Source organism: Mycoplasma sp. P36-A1 (genome assembly GCF_049478495.1).
GTDB lineage: Bacteria > Bacillota_I > Bacilli_A > JAJDGJ01 > JAJDGJ01 > P36-A1.
Window position 1 is genome coordinate 279,972 of record NZ_CP168083.1, and the last position, 20,466, is coordinate 300,437.

Here is a 20,466-nt window from a genome sequence, read left to right on the forward strand (position 1 = left end):
ATTACTGCTATTTTTCTGTCTGTTTTTAAGATATTTATTTTGTTATAACTGAATAAGTGAATTTTAAGGTGGTGATGTTAGTATACCGCAATCATTTACTGCTAAAAAATTTTATTTTTTTGAAAATCCAAAATATATCTTGCATAGGTAATATATGTAGTAAATATTAAATTTTACAACTTAAATAACTCGAATAAATACAATTATTATTATTATAATTTAATTTGCTACTATGTAAAATAATGTAGAAATAAAAACAATAGTATTTAGTTCTATTATTTAGTATAAACTTTAACTTTAATATATTGAACTAATTGTATTACATTGTACTTTATTTATTTCTAGTATCAACCTTTTTTTTATAACTTTGATAAATAGCAAGTGCCACAATACTAATAGCTGCAATAGTTGAGATAATTAATCCTAGAGTAAAGTCATTTCTTTTAAGAGTAATAATTATTTTATTACTACCAGCTTTAACACTTGCTCCAATAAAATGACCATTAATTTTTCTTGTGTCGACTACTTCATCATTTACACTTATGATATAATCCTTATCATATATTATAGATGTTGCTATAAAGCCATCACTAGGCATATTTAAGTCAAATTCATACTTTTCATTAAAGTGTTCTTGATTGTTAGTAGTATTAATAACATTTTTTAATTTAACTTTATTATTAGGAATAAAGTATAACTTATAATTATTGTAATCATTAAGATTCCAAGTTGGTTTACTTATTAATTCTACATAATTTTTATTATCAAACTTATTGGAGTTAGCCATAATAACTACAGTGTCATTAGCAGGTTCATTATAAAAATTCACAGGTCTAACACCAGTACATACATTATCAAAACAAAAATCTTGTTTAGAATTAACTTTATTCTTAGTGCTCATTTCAAAATACAGAGTACCATCTTTTAAGCCTTTAGTAGAAATAAGATTAAAGCTTTGATTCTTTCCTTTTTCAATGTTTAAGCTACCTTCTTTTATAAGATACTTAGAGCCTTCAAACTGGTAATTATTATTATTAGTATTACTATCAACAAAAGTATCTTGTGTAATAGCTAGAATGCGATCTAGATTGTTTTTATTATCATAAAGTTGTTTATCAGATTGAACTTGATTGTTAGTTACTCCATATATAAATGGTGTTGCATCATATGTTTTATTAGAATAATATACTTGTTTAATAGAAAATAACTTTCTGAAAATATCATTATTATAATATCTTTCACGTTGTGTACGATTACTAAAAGTACTGCGACCTAAATTTACAAATTCATTATAAAAGATATCATAATCCTTTGTTAAGACAGAAGAGTACAATATAGGACTGTAATGGTTAATTGCAGCATTCATATTTGTAACATTTAAAGTACGATAATAATCTGACTTAATATTATTGTCATAATAATTATCCACTTTTTTGGTTAAAACTTTTTTATAAAAATCCTTCTTACTCATCCTTGTGCTATTTACATAAGTTGTTGATATTGCAAGTAATGGAATGAATAATATTATACAATACTTAAGTTTGTCACCTTTATTTATTAAAAGTAAAAAAATAATTGCTTGTAGTATCATTGGAATAATAAGTATTAAACCTGAAAACCTATTTGTATGTAGGCTAGGTACAAAAACATAACAACATGCCAAAACAATAGTAATTATTAAACTTATATTTTTATATTTAATTTTATTATCAATTATCATTGAAAATAATAATATCAATACTAATGGAACGGCATACATATAGACTTTACGATGTGTATATTGCATGATGTTTAATAAATAATTAAAATGTCCTGATAAAAATATTATTATTAAAGGAACAAGTAAAATTAATACATATTTTTTTTTGAAGTTTAATAAACCTAGTATAAATGCAAAAGCTGTAATTATGCCCATACCTTGGCTATAAGGACTATCAAATATTAGAAATGCTAAATTTTTTGAGTTATTCAGTATTATGGGAATACTACTACGTTTTTGACTAGATCTATTGCTAGTTATAATTGCAAATGCTTCTGGTATAAAAACTATAGCTCCAAGCATTATACCTAAAACATAGGATAGAAGAGTTTTAAATAATAGAGTTTTAAGTTTAATACTTGCATTACTTATATTGAAGTAATACAGTATGAATACTATTTGAGTAAAACCGATAATAAGGGCAAAGAAAAAGTTTGTATACATTATTAAAGCAACAGAGATTATAAATTTAATAATACCTTTTCCATCTACTAGATCACATAAGGCATAATATGATAAAAAAATGAAAGGAAAGTAATAGAAAAACATAAAGTGTTGCGAAAAATGCCATAAGACACAGCCACTAAAGGCTGTAATTACAGCAAAGATAAAAGAATACCATTTTATTTTATCAACATTTGTACAGAATTTAGTGCCTAGCCTATTAAATAGCAAATATGAAAATAAATATGTTAAGATCAATGTTGAAATTTGCATTAATTTTATTACCGTTAAAGTACTTAGACTAGGCACTAATAATGACAACATTAAGTAAGGATTTAAAAACCCATGATAATATAAATTAGCATAATCTTGAGTAGTTCCATAATTCATTGTAATAGGTTGAAATAAGTTGCCAGTTTTATAAAATGTCTCTCTATAATAATCAATAAATCTAACATGTTGCGTTAAAAAATCACCTCTAGCTTCACCAAAAATTAATCCTCTATATTCTAGATAGCCAAAGATTGCAATAACACAAAATAAAAATATTGTAAAAAATAGATAAGAACTATACTTATTTTTAAAATTCTTCATTAAACTATTCTCTCCTTTTGTAAGTATTATAATTTCTAACTTATAGTTTAACATTATGCATAGTAGAATAATAGTTTAATTAAAGTTTTTTGTTAAAGATGTAACCAAAAAAACAAACTTTTTTAATATTTAAGTTTAACTGTATGTTATAATAATAGTTGAAAATTATTTTGTTATAAATGAGGTGTTTATAGTGTTAATATGTGTTACAGGTGGAGCTGGGTATATAGGATCGCATCAAGTTAGAATGTTATTAGATAATAATTATGAAGTTTTAGTTATAGACAATCTTTCAACAGGACATAGTGATGCAATTGATGAAAGAGCAATCTTTGAAAATTGTGATTTAAGAAATAAGGAAAAATTAAATAGTATATTTAAAAAATATAAAGTAGATGCAGTAATGCACTTTGCAGCATTATCTATAGTAAGTGATAGTATGAGTATTCCATTAGCTTATTACGATAACAATGTTTATGGGATGCAAATTTTATTAGATGCTATGAAAGAGAATAATATTGATAAAATAGTTTTCTCTTCAACTGCTGCAACCTATGGAATGCATGAAATTATGCCTATTACAGAAGAGTATGAAACTAAGCCAATAAATGCTTACGGTGAAACTAAACTTGCTATGGAAAAAATGGTTAAGTGGGTTGAACAAGCATATGGTATAAACTATATGGTTTTAAGATACTTTAATGTTGCAGGAGCAAGTTTAGACTCAAAATTAGGAGAAAGACATAATCCTGAAACGCATCTTATTCCTATTATTATGCAAGTAGTTAATGGTAGTAGAGAATATCTAAGTGTATATGGAAATGATTATGATACCCAAGATGGTAGTTGTATTAGAGATTATATTCATGTATTAGATTTATGTGATGCTCATATTCTAGCTTTAGAAAGTTTAATCAAAACTAAAAAAAGTAATTTCTATAATCTAGGATATAATCATGGATACTCTGTATTAGAGATAATTAAAGCTACAGAGAGTGTTATTGGAAAAAAACTACCATATAAAATAGAGTCTAGAAGAAGTGGTGATCCAACAGAGTTGATTGCTTCTAATGTAAAGATAGTTAAAGATCTAAATTGGATACCTAAATATGATGATATTAATATCATTATTGAAACGGCATATAATTATGAATGTAAAGGTGTTAAATAATGAAACTTATTAGTGTAGTAATACCAATGTACTTTGAAGAAGCAGTAGTTGATGAAAGTTATAAACGTTTATATAAGGTAATGGATAATTTAAATAACTATGATTATGAATTAATTTTTATAAATGATGGTAGTACTGATAATACATTACCTAAATTACTAGATATTCAAAAAGATAATAACAAAGTTAAAATAATAGATTTTTCCCGTAATTTTGGCCATTCTGCAGCTGTAAGTGCTGGTATTGATAGTGCTAAGGGGGATGCTGTTGTTTTAATTGATGCAGACTTACAAGATCCACCAGAAGTAATAACTGAATTTATTACTAAATGGCAAGAAGAATATGATGTAGTTTATGGTACAAGATCTAAAAGAAAAGGAGAGTCTTTATTTAAGAAACTCTCAGCTTATATGTTTTATGCTTTTTTAGATAAAATGAGTGAAATAAGAATACCTAGAAATACTGGTGATTTTAGATTAATGGATCGAAAGGTAGTAGAAGCTTTAAAACAAATGCCTGAAAAAAATCGCTTTGTAAGAGGAATGGTAAGCTGGGTAGGCTTTAAACAAATAGCCGTAGAGTATGAAAGAGATAAAAGATATGCTGGTAAAACTAAATATGGTTTGTTTAAAATGTTTGCTTTTGCCAATGATGCTATTATATCTTTTTCAGATAAGCCATTAAAATTGGTTACAAATTTGGGAATATTAACACTGTTGATAGATTTTATTTTTATAATTTATATAATATCTAGTCTAATATTTGGTAAAACAGTTAGTGGATGGTCATCAATGATGTTATTACTAACATTCTTCTTTGGTATTTTATTTATAACACTTGGAATATTCGGTCAATATATTGCAGGCATCAGTAATAATGTTAAAGAAAGACCACTATATATAGTAGCTAATAAATATGGTTATGAAGAAGAGGGTAAAATAGATGAATAGAGTTTATGAGAAGTTTGCAAGTTTTATTAACATTACTTTTTTATTTGTTAGCATCTTAATGTTGTATTTTTCATTAAGATCACCAATTTTTGATATACAAAACCTAACACCCTTAGTTTTCTTTATAACAATAATCTCATTAATAATTTTTGGAGTATTAATTATAAATAAAAAAAGTAGACTGTTTTTAATCAATCATTTTAATAAACTTAAAAATGCTTTTGTAAAAGATATTGGGAAAAATAGCATAAAACTGTTTATTATTGCCGTAGTATTGCAAATAATAATTATTATAAATATTTCTACTCCTATTGGTTGGGATGTCGGAGCAATATTTAAAGGTGTCAAAGATACTTTAGTTGGTGAAACTATTTCTATTAGTGGATACTTGTCAAGGTATCCAAATAATTCTTTATATTTTTTTATAATGCTCAATGTAACTAAGCTTGGTAATTTTATACATTCTGGAATAGGTAATACTTGGATGTTTTGGCAATTATTCAATATTTTTATTATTGATGTAGGCGTAGTATTATTTTTCTTTGGAATTAGTAAAATTTTTAACAAATCATTTTCATATATTTCAACTTATGCTCTTGCTATAACTGTCATGTTATCACCACATATTTTAGTGCCTTATACTGATACCTTTTCACTATCAATTACATGTATCATAATATTTGTGTTCGGATGTATAGGTAGTGTTGAAAAAATAAACAATAAGATATTACTAGTTATTTTACTTTCAGCATTGAGTGTATTTTCCTATTTATTGAAACCAACTGGTATAATTTTTGTAATTGCTTTTATTTTAGTTTTTTTTCTTAATATAAAAAAGTCTTCAAAACAAAAAATATGCTTAGTGTTTATATTTTTAGCACTTCTTTTTTCATTTACTAAAATAGCCAACAATCAGATATACAACCAAGATATTATAGATTATGATAGTGAAAAAAAAATACCATTAACACATTGGGTTATGATGGGATTAAAAGGTAATGGTGGGTATAATAGAGAAGATGTGAATATGACAGCGAGCTTTAAAAGTTATGATCAAAAAAAAGAATATACAATTGATCAAATAAATCTAAGACTTAAAGAAAAGGGTTTTTTAGGATATATCAAATTTTTATTTAATAAACTTAATTATAATGTTTCAAGAGGAGATTTTAGTTGGGGCTTAGGTGGCGAAGCAAATTTGAAAAGTAATTTGAAGTCAAATAATGTAGTTCAAGCCTTTTTAAGAGACACATATTATTCAGATGGAGATAATGTAAAAAATTCGAGATTTTACATGCAATTTTTATGGATTATTGGTATATTAGGTATGATTTTATCAACACTTAAAGTAGGTTGTATTGATAACAAATTAGTAGTATGTAAAACTGCATTTTTAGGAGGATTATTGTTTTTATTGATATTCGAAGGTGGAAGATCTAGATATTTAATACAATTTATACCCATTTACATATTAATAAGTGTTATGGGTTATTATCGAATTAGTAATATCAAAAAAAATCTTATGTAAATTTACAGTGTTTTTTTAAGTATTCAGTTTTTTAAAATTTTTTAAGGAGAAGGTTATATGGTGGAAATTTCAATTATAGTCCCGTTTTATAATGTAAAAGAATTTTTATTTGAGGCATTAGAAAGTCTGACTAAACAAGAATTACAAAGTAATACATTTGAAGTTATAATGATAGATGATGGGTCAACAGATGGAAGTAAAGAAATTGCTGAGTATTTCGCTAATACTTTTCATGAGTTTAGACTTATAGTGCAAGAAAATAGGGGGTTAGGAGCAGCAAGGAATATAGGGGAGTCTATATCTGTTGGTAAATACATAATTTTCTTTGATTCAGATGATATTATACCAAATGGCACATACAAAATTATGCTTGAGAAGATAAGAAAAACAAAATCTGACTTTGTTACTATAAACGTTAAAAGATTTATGCACAATGTAGTAAAAAGATCACCTCTACACGAAAAAATATTTAGAAAATCTATAGATAAAACTAATATTGAAAATACACCTGAGTTAATATATGACTCTACTGCATGGAACAAGCTAATTCTACACTCCTGGTATAAAACAAATAATTTTAAATTTCCAGAAAATATGTTATACGAGGATATTCCTGTTACTATGGTCATGCATTATCTTGCAAATAGTATAGATATTATATATGAGATTGGATACCTTTGGAGAGAAAGAGATAACAGTAATCAATCAATAACTCAAAATAGAGTTGATATAGTCAATTTTCAAGATAGAAAAAAAGCTATTTCACTAGTTCTTAATTCAATTGATAAATTACAGATAAAGCGTAAGTTCTTAGATGACTTTTTATTTAAATCTTTATCATTAGATTTGCCAATCTATTTTAAGGTCTTTCCATACGTAAACAATAAATATAAAACAGAACTTATTGAGTTTGCTAAAAAGCTATATAATCTTATGTCAATTGATTATACTGTAAAACTACCATATAGAAACAGAATTGAGTATGGACTTATTTTTGAAGAAAAATTTAATGAGCTTTCAAGCTATGAGCTAGACAAAAATCAAGGTGTTTTGCATTTTGAAGAAACAACAAATAATGATATATTCGCAATGGAGAACAAATATACAAGAATAATACAAAATTTTGATGTGCATCCAAAGTCAACAGATTTTTTTAGAAATACTATTATTAATAACATTGATTTAATTGATAACCAATTAACAATATCTTTTCATAATTATTTCTCTGCTCTAAACACAAATGACTTAAAAAAATACTCTGCACAATTAGAAATACTAAATTCAAATAATAAAATTGTACTTGAAAAATCTGTGAAAATTATGAAAGATGAAGAATTTACTTACGAAAAGGGATATGTGAAAAATCAACCAAAAAGAGAGAAACCTTTTTACAATTATGATTATTCTCTTTTTGAAGTGATTATTCCGTTTGAAAGTATAGATAATATTTTGAATAGTTGTGAAGCAATTAAATTCAGGATTAAAATTCATATTAAAGGTTTAAATTTTAGCTTTATTCTTCAATCAGCAAATTGCAAAAAATGGGTTACAAAGCATTTTGTAAGTAGCAGTAATGTTTATAAGTTAACAAATGATGAAGATGATAATATACTAATAGCTAGAGATACTGAAAGTTTGGTGATTGATTCGTTATCTGTATATAAAAAAAGTAATCATTACAAGTTATCCTTAAATGGCGCAATTAGTTGTGGTAAAACAAATATCGGAATTAGTAGAAAATCTGAAATATTATATGCAGAAAAAATAAAAAATTCCAAATATTATTTTGATATTGAAAATACCAGTATATTAGAAAAGAATGGAAGATATTTGGTATATGACACAGAAGGTGAAAACAAAATAATTAGTAAAAATAGCAGTAGTTATTTTTACAATACAGAAACAAAATCTGATGGTAATTATGTGATGTATGAATACAGAAGCAAGTTATTCATTGAAAAATATAAAAGTCAACCAATCTTAAATAAAATTATTTTTGATGAAGCTACATTAAATTTTAATTTAAATATTAATCGAAAACTTATATTTAGTAAAAGAATATTAAGAAGCTCATATATGATTTTTTCAAATGATAGTGAAAATATCGAAATGAAAATCAATCTAATGGATAATCCAGACAATAGAAATGAGTTTCTAGCTAAAATTGCATACAATGATTTTACTAGTAATATAAGTAGTTTTGATGTCTATTTAAAACTAAACTATTTATTAGCTAAGCCCAAATTACTTAGAGTGAGATTTGGTGTTGAAGGTGAAAACAAAATACATCGTCTAATGGGAAAAACAATAATTCTATATCCGTATAAAAACGAAAAGTTTAATAACTTAAAAATTGAAATAAAAAGAAACAATGGATTTATGAACAAGAAGGAATATTCATTATTTTTAGATGAGACATATGTGCGAAAGTATAAAAATTTAGAAATAAATGAAAAAAAGTTTTTTTTCATAATAAATTCTAGAAATATGGAAAACTACAAATTATTAAAAGATGAAATAATAAAGAACAATATTGATAATACTATCATATTTTGCTCAACTGTTGGGTTCATTAATGGGGAGAACAATCAAGTTGTATACAATAGCAAAAATTTTTGGTATGAACTATCAACCTGCAAATATATATTTACTGATAATAATTTGTTAATAGATTACTATAAAAAAGATAAACAGATTATAATTTCATTAGAAGAAAATTATGGTATAACATTGAAAGGTGTTAATGATACTATTAGTGTTCATGAATCTAAAAAAGATATTATTAGAAAAAAATATGATGATATAGATTTTCTATTATCTGTAGGAGAGCATAATACTTTTAGTCTTAAATCTGCATTTCAGTCTAACGTGAAAATACTTGAAACTGCAATTCCATATTTTAATAATTTAAACAAAAGTATAAATGAAAACATACTAATCAGAAAAAAATTTGGTATCCCAGATAACTCGAAAGTTGTTATATTAGATATGTTTGAAAAATCCAAGCGTAAGGTGATTTTTCCTTTTAGAGCCAAGCACTTATTAAAGATGACAAATGACGATGTATATTTTGTTATTTTTTGTGAAAAGAAGAGTACTTGTAGTATAACAAATAAAGATTTAGGTAAAAGAGGAAGGGTAATTTACAATTTAAGTAATATGACTGATTATATGAACATCTCAGAAGCATTAGTTACAGACTACAGTCCAAGTTTTTTAGGATATTCTACATTAAATAAGCCAATTATCTTTTTTCAATCTGATCAATCTAACTTTGACAAGAATATTGCTAAAATAGATAAATTTATTTTAAAAAATTTACCGGGAAAGATCATCACTTCTGAGAATGAGCTTTTTTTCTCAATAAATAATCTAGATAAATTAGTATTCGCGAGTAATAAGAATTTTGAAAATAAATTTTTGAGTTTTAATAATGCAAATATATCTGAAAGAATCATTGATTTGATTGTTAAAGAGGAGATAAACAATGAATAAATTTGAAAAGTTTCTAAATAAAAATGTTTCTAATCTAAACTCTAATGTATATACTAAATATAGAGAATATAATATTCAAAAAGATGTTATATTATATGAATCGTTTTATGGACAGGGTTTAACTGATAATCCGTATGCAATTTTTTTAGAATTATTAAAAATCGATACTGAGAGTAAATTCTTTCATGTTTGGGTTTTAGATAGCTTAGAAACTAATATACAAGTTAAAAGGTATAGTAATTTTAAAAATATTAAGTTTATATTAATTGGTTCAGAAGAGTATTTTATGTATCTTGCAACTTCAGAATACATAGTCATTAATACATCTTTAAAAGAACAGTTTGCAGCTAGATATGACCAAAAAGTATTACAAACATGGCATGGAACACCTTTAAAAACGCTTGGTAAAGATATTAAAGACGGATATATGGGAGCGTATAGGAATGTTCAAAGAACTTTATTTCAATCTGATTTAATTGTGCACCCTAATAATTTTACCGAAAAATCACTCCTTGAATCTCATGATATGTTTGGAATATTTAATGGATATTCTTCTGTCTGTGGTGCTCCAAGAATTGACCTAATTCAAAATACTAATAAGGAATATTATAAGAATGATATATTAGGAAGTGTTATAAATTTGCAAGATGATAAAAAAATAGCTATATATGCTCCAACATGGCGTGGGTTCAATGGTGGAGATAATAATAGTTCTAGTGAGCTAATAGAACAATATAATATTTTAAAAGAAACAATACCTAATGAATATCAATTATTGCTAAAAGTTCATTTGAATTCATATAAGGATATGATAGAATATGGAATTGATGAAACAATATTTATACCAAATTATCTTGATACATCTGAAATTTTATCAGTTACTGATTTACTTGTTACAGACTATTCTAGTATTTTTTTCGATTATTACGTTCGTGAAAAACCTATTATACTTTGGATATATGACAAAGAAGAATATCTACGAGAAAGAGGTACATATTTTGATTTAGAAAGTATTGATGCTTTTATTACTCAAGATAAAAACGATCTTGATGAATATTTCAAAAACAGACTTGATGTGCAAAATTGTAACTGGTTGAATATTGAATCTGCAAATAAATGGGTATCAAATCAAGACGGAAAAGTTTCAAATAGAATTGTTAGAGATTTCTTTTTTGAAGAAAATGTAATTAATAAGAGAAAAGTATCAAATAATAAAGAAAATATCTTATTTTTTCTTCCAGATATATTTACGGAAGATGGTGAAAATGCCATTAAAACAATAAATGGTTACAACTCTGATGAGTATAACATTATTTTATTTCATACTAAGGTATATAAAACTAATAAAAGGTATAGATTTTCTAACACAGATATCCATCAATTATTTGCAATAGGAGGTTATAATTACTTAGAAGAACAGTGGTTTGCAGTTGACGCGTATACTGAAGGGCTAGAGTCTTTAGTATTTTTAAAATATTTAGAACCATTTTCTGCTTTAGAGGTAAAAAGAAAAACTGGAAATATAGTAATTGAGAAAATTGTTAATCTTACAAGCATTAGTAAACATTGGGATATTGTCTCAACATTTTATAAAAAGGGGTTGGAAATTGATGTTTAAAAGTCTTAAATCATACTTGAGCTCTACTAAAAAAAATAGTAAACTACTTAAGGAAAATAATTTGAAAATGGATAGAATTATAGAATTATTAGAGGATAATAATTTGAATAATAGTAAACAGGATAGCCTGATTTTATGGGAACTTCAGGAAAATAGAAAGAGAATTGATATAATAAAAAATGCATCAACTTCAAAAATATATGAAGAGGTTAATATATATTTAAAAGAAAAACAGCTTTCTATGAAAGAGACTCTTGAGTATATTGAAAAGAATAAATTGAGTTTTTCTAGATTTGGTGATGGGGAACTTAAACTTATGTTAAGAAATGATTATAATTTAAAGTTTCAAAAAAATAGCGAAAATATCCAAGTTGATTTAAAAAATTGTTTAAATTCAAAAGTAGAAAACTTGCTAATTGGTTTCTCTAATGTTTATCATGATTTACATTGGGCAAGTGTTTATGCGGATATCTGGTTTGAAATTAAACCAATGTTAATCAATCATAATGTCTTTGGACATGCTCATGTATCTAGACCATTATTTTTTTTAACTATGGGGCAAGATGGAGTAGATTTATGGAGGAAAATTTGGGATGATAAGGATATAACAATTATAACTGGTCAATCATCTAGATTTGATGCAATTGATGCTTTATTTGATAATGCAAAAACAATTAATTATATGTATAGCGTGCCAAAGAATGCATATGACGATTTACCAAGAATCTTAGATGAAATACAAAATAACCAATCTGAACTATTCTTAATATCACTTGGACCAGCTGGTACAATTTTAACATTTGAATTAGCAAAACTTGGAAAATGGGCAATAGATATTGGCCATATTAATTCAAGTTATGAAAATGTGTTTGAAGATAAATTATGGCCAGAAAAGTTAAAAATAAAGATAGAAAAACAATAAATTAATTATTTTATAAATTTTCATCTAAATAATTGCATAAAATATTTTTTGCATTAAGTAAACTAATTAGATATAATATATTCATATAAAAAAAAGGAACGTTATATGAAAAAAAATCAATTATTTTATCATGCTATATTTATTGTTGTTATTGTATCAATATTTATGTTTTTACATACAAATAACTTAACACTTGCGCGAGGTTCAGATTTTGCAACTCAACATGTTAAGTTTTTTGACTATTATAGACAAAATTTTCATAAAACACATGATTTAATGCCTAATATTACTATGAATTACGGTACTACTCAAGATTTTGCTAATTTGTATTATTATGGTTATTTAAATCCGTTTTTATTGATAACTCTTTTATTTCCTAAAGTAACAACATATACTTTTTTAAAGATATTACCATTATTAGCAATTTTAATATCTTATATATTCTCATATATAACATTGAAAAAGTTATCTAAAGATAATACCAGTGATTTAAAAATATATGTTTTCTCAACTCTAGTCGCCACTAGTCCAGTGTTAATAACTCACTTTGGAACTCATTTAATGTTTTATTATTATTATCCTATCATTGTTGTTTCCTTTTATCTTATTACTAGAATAGTTGATGGAAAAAGTTCTATTCCTTTCTCATTTACTATTGCAAGTATCTTTTTCACTAACTTTTTCTTTGCCATTGCTATTGGTGTATCACAAACTTTATTTGCTATCATGTATTTATATCACAAGCAAGCTGATAAAAAGTTAATATATACAACAATTAAGAAAATGTTATATGGTTATTTAATAGGAATAGTGATGGGTGCCGCAGCTTTTATTCCACAAGCATATAATATAATGCATGGTGGAAGAGTTACATCAACACTAGATTTGAAAACAATTATCCATCCGGATTTAGTTAATAACATGATGATTAGTAGCTATGGATTTGGTTTAAATTTCTTAATAGTATTCTTATGGGTATTAACTATTTTCAACCTAAAAAATAAACTTGTTAGATACTTAGGGATTGTACTTGCAATACTTTTAATATCCAATCATGCAGCAATCTTTCTAAACATTATGCAATATAATGAAAATAGAGCATACATATATTTAGTACCATTTATAATTATATATATATACTATTTGATGAATGATAAAACAATAAAGTTCAAATTAGTTTCTTCTTTAGTATCAATAATAATATGTGGATTATATATTTATAATAATCCATTGTTTAATTTTGAAGAGAACTCTAAACAAATAATATATATCTATATATTATTAATACAACTAGTAATGTTTATTTTGTTATCTAAGAATAACCTATTTAATAATAAAATAGGAAAAGCACTTACAATATTACTAGTAAACTTACTAGTAATATGTAATTTTACTTATTTTGGTTATTATAAAGATAAAGTGTATTATCAAGAACAAATATTAACTAAGAAGATGAAGAAGTTTTATGATAAAGAAATAGGGACAGATTTTTATCGTACAAATAATAATGTTAATATGACGGCAGCAATTAATCATTATGCACCAATGCTTTATACATCAATTGTCAATCAATACGGTGTTGATTTGTTTAATGATTATATAAGTATATCAAAAAGAGGATCTGATCGTTATGTAGAAAACTATACTTATCGAAATAATATTCTTAGAACAATCTATGGGGTAAAGAAAGACTTGACTACTAACAAGAATTATAATGCAAGAACTTTCATTTATGGTGTATTGGATCAAGATATTTATAGTTTTAATAAATTAAATATAGCAAGCGATAATAACAACAACTTGAATTTAGGTAGATTATTAGGTTTGACAAACTACTCTACAGATAACAATTCTACCAAAATAGGAAGTATTAATACTGATAAGTATTTTATAACTTCAAATAAAATGCCTACTAACAACACAGCATATCAAAAAATAGAGTTACTAAAGCATACAATAAAAGAAGAAGGTACTTACTATATAGAAACATCAGCAACAAATGAAAATATTTCATATCAAAGAGTATGTATTAAAAGATTTTGTACTAGTATTAGAAATAAAACACAATATACAGATTTTCCAAATAAAAAAGCTGTATTTATGATAGATACAGATGATTTAAAATTAAATAAACCTATCTATTTAAGAATGCATGCAACTGCTTTTAATAATACATATAGTGATTATAAAATTTATTTTGTACCAAAAAAAGATTTAGGTAATTCTAACTTTATTAAAACTTATAATAATAAAATAGAATACAATCATTCATATGAGTTTGAAATAAATATGCCAACAAGTGGAGATTTATTTACAAGTATATATTATGATGATAGATTTAAAATTGAGCTTATCCAAAATGATAAACCTAATCAAAAAGTAGATAGTAAGGTTGTTAATGGATATTTTTTAGGAGCCAAATTAGAAAAAGGCTCATACAAGATAAAAATATCATATGATGATACAATAAAAAAAATTGGTATTGTTGTAAGTATAATTGGGGTAATTATTAATATTTTCTACTTTATATTTATCTTAATAAATAATAAAAGAAGTAATTATAAAAATAAATAACAATTGGGGTGTGATTATTTACACCTCTTTTGTACACTAGTTGTATATTTCAAATACAAAACTAGATTTTATTGTCTTTAAAAAATATGATATAATTTAATAATAAAAAATGATAGGGGAATATAGATGCAATTTAAAAAAAATATGATATTAGTACCAAGTAACATGAATTTAAAAGCTTTAGGGGATGTTGCCCCATTTATACAATATTATAAGGATGATTTTAATTTATATTTGTTAGCACGTAATCAAGAACAGGATATTGTTAAAAAGGATGGCTATTATATTGTCGATGGTCTTTCTGGATTTGGACAATATTTAAGATATACAAGTGATTACACAATAGATGCTGGTGTTATGCGAATTCCTTATAAAATAAGTCCTAAACAGCACTGGATATCAGTATGGCATGGAATTCCTTATAAAAAAATGTTTATTGATTTTGATTATACTTCTTTAAATCATGGACTTAATTATTCAAATGCATATAATACAATGATTTCAATGTCATCATATTATACTAATACTTTTTTAAGAAATTCGCTATTGTTTTCAGGTGAAGTTAAAGAAATAGGCTGTGCTAAAGTTGATAATTTATTTAACAATAGTACTGAAGAAATTATAGAATTAAAAAAGAAGCTAGAATTACCCTTAGATAAAAAAATACTATTATATGCTCCAACTTTTAGAGAAAAGGGTCCTTATCAAATTCCATTTGATGTTACTAATTTAAAGAAAGAACTAGAAAAAGAAACAAGTGAAGAATGGCAAATAATTACAAAATTACATTATTGGTCACAACTTATAGATAAAAATAAAGACTTATTAGATTATTCTTCTTGTAATCAAATAAGTGATTTGATGTTAATTAGTGATGCTTTAATTAGTGATTATTCATCTTTAGTATTAGATTATGCTTTACTTAATAAACCTATATTTTTATACCAATATGATCAACAACAATACTTTGAGAGTAGATCAGTTTATTTTGATTTTTCAAAATATATACCAAGCAGTCACATTATAATTGAAGAACAAGATTTATATCAGCTACCTAAACTATTAAAAGATTTTAATCAAAATAAATTGAAAGAAGAGTTTTACCCTTATGAAACAGGTAATTCAACACAAAATATTGTAAACAGTTTAAGTTTAAACAATGAGACAAGAAAAACTAAAGAAATAACTTTTCTAGTTAATGATTTAAACGATTTTACAAATGATCATTTAAGTATGTACCTTATTTCTAAAGTAATTAAAGATGATGCAAATACTAAAATTATAGTGATTGCTAAAAATGAATACAACGAAAATTCAAAAAAACTACATTGCATTAATTATGATTTAGTAGATATTGCAATATCTTTTGAAACAAATAAGAAAGCAGTGCTGAATATACTAAATGAAAGTGATGGAAAGATAATTTATTTTGATGAAACTGTTTATAATTTCTTCAATAAAAAAGTTAACATAGAAAATAGAATAGTTTCAAATGATATATTATTAGATATTCCAACAATAGATAAAGACAGTAGTGAAAACAACAATAATTACAGTGTAATGTTATCATTTGTAAATGATAAAGATAAAATAACGCAACTAATAAATGCTATTAATCAAATGGATGAAGAGAAAATAGTAATAATAGCTGAAGGTTTAATGTATAATAGTTTAGTTGAAGCAGTAAAAACCTCAAAGTTTAAAAATATAGTAGAAATAGAACCAAACTCAAATAAAGTAATTAACCATATTTCGAGTGCACAAAAAATATATTTAAGTGATGAAATAACTAAATTTAATATTCAACTAATTAAAAAAATTAATCATAGCATTAAAAATATTAATAATAATACAATAAACATAACCAATGATAATACTACTAGTGTTAATTATTTAGAGGTGTTAAATGAAAATAATAATTTAAATAACTATAGTAAAGAAGATAAAAGTAATGCTAATGCAAAAAGCTTTAAAGTGAAAGTGTTAAGATTACTTAAAAGAGTATTACATAAAAGCAATAGTAATGGAAAAAGTATACAAAGTTTAAAGCAATACATTGATACAATAAATAATGAGAATAATATATCGAATAGTAATATTATGGATACAAAAGTTTCAATCATTATAATTAATAATAGTAGTAAAAACAAAGCACTACCTGCAATTAAGGCAGCATTACTACAAGAATATACTAACTTAGAAATAATCTATGTTAGTAATAGTAAAGATGAATTAATAGATAATGAAAAAGTAAATCAATATTATGTAAATACTAATGAAGTTGGAGAATTAAGAATTAAAGGTCTTGAAAACAGCACTGGTAAATATATATTTTATTTAGATATGAACACTAGATTGTTTAATAATGCTATAAATTTGTTAGTGAACTCAGCAGAAAATAATAATGCTGATATAGTAAGTGGGAAAACACTAATAAATAACAAGGATACAAATAAAATTAATTATATATATGACGCTGTTTATAAGACTAGTAAAACTATTGAAAATAAAGAAACTAATGAATTTTTCAAAGATATTAACTATCAAAATAAATTATATAAAAAAGAATTACTAATCAACAATCAAGATTTACTAAAAACTTCATATTATGAAGATACTACTTTAAATATGGTTTTACTATACAAGGCAAGTAAAATTAATGTTATCAAAAATACAATTAGTCTTCAAAATAGAGTTAATGGTAACTACTATAATTTAAATTATGATCAAGAGATATCTTTAGAATTATTAAATGAAAGAATTAAAGCAATAAATAATGAGATAAATAATGTATCAATTAAGTATAGAGTATATCTTTTCTCTACTTTTATAAATGTTGATATGATTGTTTATATTAGATTATTTAATATGTACAACGATAACTCACAGAAGAATTTATTTGATATATTACAAGACTATTTATTAAATAATCAAGAATACTATTCTTATAGTCTAAATAGAAATAGTCGAAATAATAAATTATTTAAGAGTATTATAGATAATGATTATGAAAGTTTTAAAAAAGTAGCAAGCATTACAAGTACAAATTATTTAAATAAGAAAATTGATTCCAAATTTAGAATTTAATAGTATATAAAAAGGAGATTAAAAATGAGTGATTTTATAAAATATGAGAAGGGCATAAATGGTATGTTGAAAGTTTTCTTAACTCATGATTATACTAGGTTTAATGGAAGCAGAGACCTAATATTAAGAGTTAACTATAATACTAAATACCTTCTTTATGATTTGAATGGTGAAAGAATACAATTATTAGATAAAAATGCAAATACATTAATCGATACAATTGTAATTGATGAGGATAAGTATATTGTTTTTTTAGACAAGAGAAAGTATCTTAGTTTTTCAAAGTTAAAAACTGTTGTTAATGAATTAGATTATATTTTGGAAATAAGTAAAGCATTTGTTAACATCAATAGACTAACACTAGAAAATGACAAACTGATAATAAAAGGTGTAAGTAGTAAAATTAAAACAAAAAATAAATTAGAACATACATCAGTAACTATTGGATATAAAAAACAACTAGAGTTTGATATTAGTTTTATACATAACTACAGACTAAGAAGGTTATATACTAAAACTAAATTCAAACCAATCAAAAATTTAATAGCGTATACATGTGAGATTCCTTTAGATTTAGTATATCAACATTATCTAGAAACATCTGAAGTAAATATACCTATCTATTTACAATACAGTTTTGATGATAGTAATAAAGAGAGTTATATAAAAGTTCCATTATTTAATAAAAGAGGGAAACACTTATTAGAAAATAGACTTTTTGCAACAAATTCTGTTGAAATTAAAAATACAAATAATGAAGTATACATGAAAAGAAATGACAATGGGCAAGCAGTATTTGTTATGACTGATAGATTAGAGCAAGAAGTATATGAAAATGAAAATGAAGGTAAGAAGCTTGCTTTAAAAGAACCAGTTAAGGATAGATATTTATATTTTGAAAAATTTGCATTTGGTGCGGGAGAATCTGCATTCTTACTATTTGAATATGCAATGAAACAAAACGATGGATTAAAACATATATATATTATGTCTAACGATGCAGAAAATTATGATGAAATTAAAAATAAATATCCAAATAATGTATTTATTAAAAATTCAGTAGAAGCATTCTATAACATTTTCAAAGCAAAATACTTAATATCTAGTGATACTGCTAGTCATATACAAAGAAGATTATATGATAATAGTTCTGATATTAAAAAAGCAATCATTGAATCTAAAAGGGTCTTTTTACAACATGGACCATCATTATGTACAAATGTCTTTACCAGAGGATATTATTCATCTACAGGTGCTTTTGCACCAGAAAAAATTATTGTTAGTTCTAAATATGAAAAACAATTATTTTTAGACAATACTTATTATAAAGATGAACAATTATTATTAACTGGAATACCAAATTTTGATGACTTTGTAAATTATAAATTAGATAATAAACCTAAAACTGATATTACTTTTATGTTAACATGGAGACCATGGGATATTACTGGTACACTGGGAAAAGGTTCTTATATAGATAGATATTTGACGTTCTTAAAATTAGTACAAGAAAATGAATTTTTCAATGATAAAAAAGTAAATCTTGTATTACATCCTAAGGCTACACAAATGTTAGAAACACAGTTTACTGATGAATATAATAGCATTAAAAAATATTTATATAATGGTAATATTAAAGAAGTAATTCAAAGAAGTAGTGTTTTAGTAACTGACTATTCTTCTATTATGTTTTTTGGATTTGCAGGTGGTTCAAATATTATATGTTATTGGGAAGATAAAGCTATTGCAGAAGAACATTATGGTTCACCTAATATAATGCAAGAACCAATTTGTTTTGGAGATATTTCTTATGATTTAGATAGTGTAGTTAATAATATTAAAAATAGATATTCAAATAAACAAGATCAATTATTTATAGATATTTATAATGATTTGATTGAAACTAATAGTAATAATAATACTAAAAATACATATAATGCTTTATTTCAAAATGATAAGTAAGCTTTAATATTTTGAATATAGATGTTGAAATTAAGCATTAGTTTGCATATTTTCTATTTTCTTGTTACAATGATAAACGAGATAATTTAATTACTAGATATGGAGGAATGTAAAACATGGTAAGTTTCTTAAACGCATTGTTTATAATAAATGCTGCTATTCTAATCGTCGTTATTATGATGCAGCCACCAAAGTCTGAAAATGCAGCAGGTACTATGAGTGGTACAGGTGTAAATGTCTTTGCTCAAACTAAAGAGCGTGGTGCAGAACTAGTATTTAAAAGATTAACTATGGTTTTTGGTACGACATTTATGGTTATACCAGTTATCATTGCATTAATTAATTAATTAAAAGCCTCATAG

General features: G+C 24.6%; 11 protein-coding genes. 10 read left to right on the plus strand and 1 reads right to left on the minus strand.

What is annotated here, in order from left to right; translation table 4 throughout:
* Positions 1-331 precede the first annotated feature (331 nt).
* On the minus strand, positions 332-2,797 hold the full coding sequence (locus ACD762_RS01290; RefSeq protein WP_423364060.1) for a YfhO family protein: 2,466 nt from the start codon (positions 2,795-2,797) through the stop codon (positions 332-334).
* Positions 2,798-2,990: 193 nt separating this feature from the next.
* Between ACD762_RS01290 and galE the strand changes: the two genes are divergently transcribed.
* The 10 genes from galE (at position 2,991) to secG (ending at position 20,451) form a co-directional block, all read left to right on the plus strand.
* A complete protein-coding gene (gene galE, locus ACD762_RS01295; RefSeq protein WP_423364062.1) occupies positions 2,991-3,968 on the plus strand; it encodes a UDP-glucose 4-epimerase GalE in 978 nt (325 codons plus the stop codon).
* Positions 3,968-4,918, plus strand: coding sequence for a glycosyltransferase family 2 protein (locus tag ACD762_RS01300; RefSeq protein ID WP_423364064.1), 951 nt, complete (start codon positions 3,968-3,970; stop codon positions 4,916-4,918). Before galE ends, ACD762_RS01300 begins: the two co-directional genes overlap by 1 nt.
* A complete protein-coding gene (locus ACD762_RS01305) occupies positions 4,911-6,446 on the plus strand; it encodes a hypothetical protein (protein WP_423364066.1) in 1,536 nt (511 codons plus the stop codon). Before ACD762_RS01300 ends, ACD762_RS01305 begins: the two co-directional genes overlap by 8 nt.
* 57 nt (positions 6,447-6,503) lie before the next feature.
* Entirely contained in the window at positions 6,504-9,941 is a 3,438-nt protein-coding gene (locus ACD762_RS01310) for a bifunctional glycosyltransferase/CDP-glycerol:glycerophosphate glycerophosphotransferase (RefSeq protein WP_423364068.1), read from the plus strand.
* The gene (locus ACD762_RS01315; RefSeq protein WP_423364070.1) at positions 9,934-11,559 is read left to right on the plus strand and encodes a CDP-glycerol glycerophosphotransferase family protein; all 1,626 of its coding nucleotides are present in this window, start codon (positions 9,934-9,936) and stop codon (positions 11,557-11,559) included. Before ACD762_RS01310 ends, ACD762_RS01315 begins: the two co-directional genes overlap by 8 nt.
* Positions 11,560-11,626: 67 nt before the next feature.
* Positions 11,627-12,481: a GT-D fold domain-containing glycosyltransferase gene (locus ACD762_RS01320; RefSeq protein ID WP_423364072.1), complete on the plus strand. Its 855-nt coding sequence runs from the start codon at positions 11,627-11,629 to the stop codon at positions 12,479-12,481.
* Between the two features lie 105 nt (positions 12,482-12,586).
* Complete coding sequence (locus tag ACD762_RS01325; protein WP_423364074.1) at positions 12,587-15,055, plus strand: YfhO family protein; 2,469 nt, start codon at positions 12,587-12,589, stop codon at positions 15,053-15,055.
* Positions 15,056-15,181: 126 nt separating this feature from the next.
* Entirely contained in the window at positions 15,182-18,142 is a 2,961-nt protein-coding gene (locus tag ACD762_RS01330; RefSeq protein WP_423364076.1) for a CDP-glycerol glycerophosphotransferase family protein, read from the plus strand.
* A 24-nt stretch (positions 18,143-18,166) separates the two neighbouring features.
* Positions 18,167-20,104: a CDP-glycerol glycerophosphotransferase family protein gene (locus ACD762_RS01335; protein WP_423364078.1), complete on the plus strand. Its 1,938-nt coding sequence runs from the start codon at positions 18,167-18,169 to the stop codon at positions 20,102-20,104.
* 116 nt (positions 20,105-20,220) lie between these two features.
* Complete coding sequence (gene secG, locus ACD762_RS01340) at positions 20,221-20,451, plus strand: preprotein translocase subunit SecG (protein WP_423364080.1); 231 nt, start codon at positions 20,221-20,223, stop codon at positions 20,449-20,451.
* The last annotated feature ends 15 nt before the right edge of the window (positions 20,452-20,466 follow it).